Raw genomic sequence first — 3,121 nt, forward strand, 5'->3', positions numbered from 1 at the left:
GCGCACAACAATGCGGTGGCGCTGGCGGGGTATTTGCGCGGACGCTGAGATTTTATGGCGGTCGGCGGGACAGCGCCCCCCCTCTGGCCTGCCGGCCATCTCCCCCTCAGGTGGGGAGATCCGCTGTCATCATCTTCTTCGCAAATCCCGAACGTGACAGGAATGGCGGAGCGGCGAAGCTGCCAATCTCCCCACTTGAGGGGGAGATGTCCGGCAGGACAGAGGGGGGCGCCACGGAACACCGTGGAACGAGAGGCAGCTCTACTTCCCCACCGCCGCCTCATAGACATCAGCCTTGAACCCGACCATAACCCGGTCGCCTACCTCCAGCACCGGCCGCTTGATCATGGTCGGCTTGGCCAGCATCAGCGCCTTGGCGCTCTTCTCGTCGAGACCCTGCTTTTCCTTGTCCGGCAGCTCGCGGAACGTCGTGCTCGCCTTGTTGAGCAGCTTTTCCCAGCCGACCTTGCCCGCCCAACCATCCAGCCGCTTCGCGTCCAGTCCCTCGGCCCTGAAATCGTGAAACCGGTAGGCTACGTCATGGCCTTCCAGCCAGACGCGCGCCTTCCTGACCGTGTCGCAAGTGGTGATGCCGTACATGGTGATCGTCAAAAGCGTGCTTCCTTGGCTGACTGTCGAATCCGTTCCACAGACTAAACCACCCTTTCCGCTTTGCCAGAGCCGTTGCCATATCTCCGTTCCACATGACGGCCAGGACAATGTCCCGGCCGTCTAATTTCCTGGTCCTGCAGCGACGTGAGGCGGAACCCGGGGCCGGCCCTAGTAATAGAAGCGCTCTTCGGTGATCTTGCCGTTTTTGACCGTGTAGAGGCCGACTTCATCCATGGTGACACGCTCGCCGGTAGCCTTGGGCGTTATGTCGAACTTGAAGCGCACCGCGAACTGGTCGCCATTGACATAGGGGCCTTCGACAGAGCCGCCATGGACTTCATTGTTCTCCTGCCACCACTGGCCCTTCTGCCTGAGAGCCTCCTTGCCACGGGAGATGGCCATCGGCCCCTCCATGGCTTCGTAGCTCACGATATCGTCGGAATTGTACTTCTCGGCGGCAGCTTCGTTGTCGCCCTGCTTGAGCAGCTCGGTAAAATCCTTGGCAATTTCCGCGATGGTCATTTGTGTTCCTCCTGTTCAGACGCATTTAGGTAGGGAACAGCCTGCTGGCCTGCCATCGTCGGACCGCGCCGTAGCTGACAAGCCATGTCAGGATGATGATATCGCGCGGACCGCGCTCCATCCGGTTGCGGACACAAGCCAATTCCGCAATTCTAGGTGAATGTGCAACCTCTACAATATTACCACGACGCAAGAGGCGGTCCGCCAATGGACACGCACAATGCGCGATATCAGCGGCAACCTTGAGCCTTCGCTTGACGTCTATCCCAATCAGCCCGCCCCAGTCGTTCGCAACACGGCGGACGGAGAGCGTGAATTGGCGAAACTGCTTTGGGGTTTGCCCACGCCGCCTGAACGCATGAAAGGCAAGGCGGACTACGGCACCACTAACGTGCGCAACCCACAATATTCGCACTGGCAACACTTTGTCGGCGTCGAGCACAGATGCGTCGTGCCGGTGACCAGCTTTGCCGAACCCAGCCCTACTCCGAACGACAAAGACCCGGACACAGGCATCCAGCGCAATTATTGGTTTGCGCGTGACGAGAGCCGGCCGCTGTTCTTCTTCGCTGGTTTCTGGACCCGTTGGCAAGGCGTGAGAAAGGTCAAGGATGGTCCTGGCGACTTCGAGCTATTTGCCTTCATGACAACCAAGCCTAACGCCGTCATCGCACCGATCCATGAGAAGGCTATGCCGGTGATCCTGACCACGCCGGAAGAGGCCCAGGCCTGGCTTACAGCGTCGTGGGCAGAAGCGAGACATTTGCAGCAGACAGCGCCGGACGATGCATTGGTGATTGTTGAGAAGCCCGCCACGCAGATCAAGTTTCCGCGGCAGGTGCCAACTCAAGGGTCTCTGTTCTAGGCCGCAGGATCGACTAACCAGCCGCTTTCTTAATCGTCGTCTCGCCAGATCACCCGGCGAACCATGCGGATTTCGACAAGTCGCCTGACCCGAATTTTCAAGCGTTCAGCAGCGCTCGGCAAAATAATACTGGCGTCAAGCTCGCGAAGCTTGCAGCGCTCGCACCTCATATGCCGCTCGACGTCCCAAAAGGGAATATCCCCTACAAGCTTTGCGAGATCGCCGGGCAGATAGTGCCTAGTGATGTTGCAGTGCGGGCATCGTACACGAATGAGTTGCCCGACTTCGTGCGCGAGGCACAGGGTCTGCACATTTCGGCGCGGTCGGCTGCTCAGTTCCGGCATCGGCCAAATTAGGAATATATTCCCTCCCGAGTCAATTCCTACTTCGTCCACGGTCTTTTTGTTCACAGCCGGCTGGCAGTCCACATAGGCAGACCATCCCGCCGACATCCCCCATAGCGGATGATGCCCTTAACCTCGCGGTTGATCGCCCAATCGGTAGCGCTTGTGGCCACCGATCGACGCAAACGTTTTGCTTCGTTTTTAACGTCGCTAAGACTAACTTGGCAGCACTGGGCAGTTGGCGCCACGGCGCAGGCTGATATGCGCCACGTCGCCGACCTGGAAGCGAAAACCCTCGGCCTGGCGCGGCGCGTCGATGACGACAGGCGCGCCCTGCCCGAGTTCGGCATGCAGGCGCAGCGTGCGGCCGTGAAAGACGACGCTGTTGACGCGCGCCGGTGCGGTGCCGGGCGCGGCCTCGGTCATCGCCAGCAAATCCTCCGGGCGCACGCCGATGGTGCGGGTAGCGCCCTCGGCAGGTGCCTCGCCGGTTTCAGAAATAGCCTCCAGCGGCAGGGTGCCGGCGGTGAAACGCAAGCGATCGCCATCGCGGCCGACAAACCGTGATTGCAGGAGATTCATGGTGCCGATGAAGCTCGCCACAAACTTCGTGGCAGGCCGGTCATAAAGTGTGGCCGGCGGTGCGATCTGCTCGATGCGGCCCTTGTTCATGACGACGATGCGGTCGGAAATCGACAGCGCTTCGGTCTGGTCGTGGGTGACCATGACGAAGGTGGTGCCAAGCCGCGACTGCAGCCGCTTCAGCTCAACCTGCATC

Annotated in this window: 4 protein-coding genes; 1 reads left to right on the top strand and 3 read right to left on the bottom strand. The window is 60.2% G+C overall.

What is annotated here, in order from left to right; all coding sequences use genetic code 11:
* Nucleotides 1-261: 261 nt before the first annotated feature.
* Nucleotides 262-612 (bottom strand): ArsC family reductase, encoded by a 351-nt coding sequence (locus tag EN991_RS29390; RefSeq protein WP_013532857.1) that lies wholly within the window; start codon nucleotides 610-612, stop codon nucleotides 262-264.
* 168 nt (nucleotides 613-780) lie between these two features.
* Nucleotides 781-1,134: a nuclear transport factor 2 family protein gene (locus EN991_RS29395; protein ID WP_127370058.1), complete on the bottom strand. Its 354-nt coding sequence runs from the start codon at nucleotides 1,132-1,134 to the stop codon at nucleotides 781-783.
* A 160-nt stretch (nucleotides 1,135-1,294) separates the two neighbouring features.
* Here EN991_RS29395 and EN991_RS29400 point away from each other — a divergent pair, with 160 nt between their 5' ends.
* Complete coding sequence (locus tag EN991_RS29400) at nucleotides 1,295-1,999, top strand: SOS response-associated peptidase (RefSeq protein ID WP_127370059.1); 705 nt, start codon at nucleotides 1,295-1,297, stop codon at nucleotides 1,997-1,999.
* A 560-nt stretch (nucleotides 2,000-2,559) separates the two neighbouring features.
* On the opposite strand, the gene EN991_RS29410 is transcribed toward EN991_RS29400, so the two are convergent.
* Nucleotides 2,560-3,121, bottom strand: a 562-nt coding sequence (locus EN991_RS29410) for an ABC transporter ATP-binding protein (protein WP_164769453.1), incomplete at its 5' end; no start/stop codon positions are given.

The organism is Mesorhizobium sp. M7A.F.Ca.US.005.03.2.1 (assembly GCF_003997795.1).
Lineage (GTDB): Bacteria > Pseudomonadota > Alphaproteobacteria > Rhizobiales > Rhizobiaceae > Mesorhizobium > Mesorhizobium ciceri.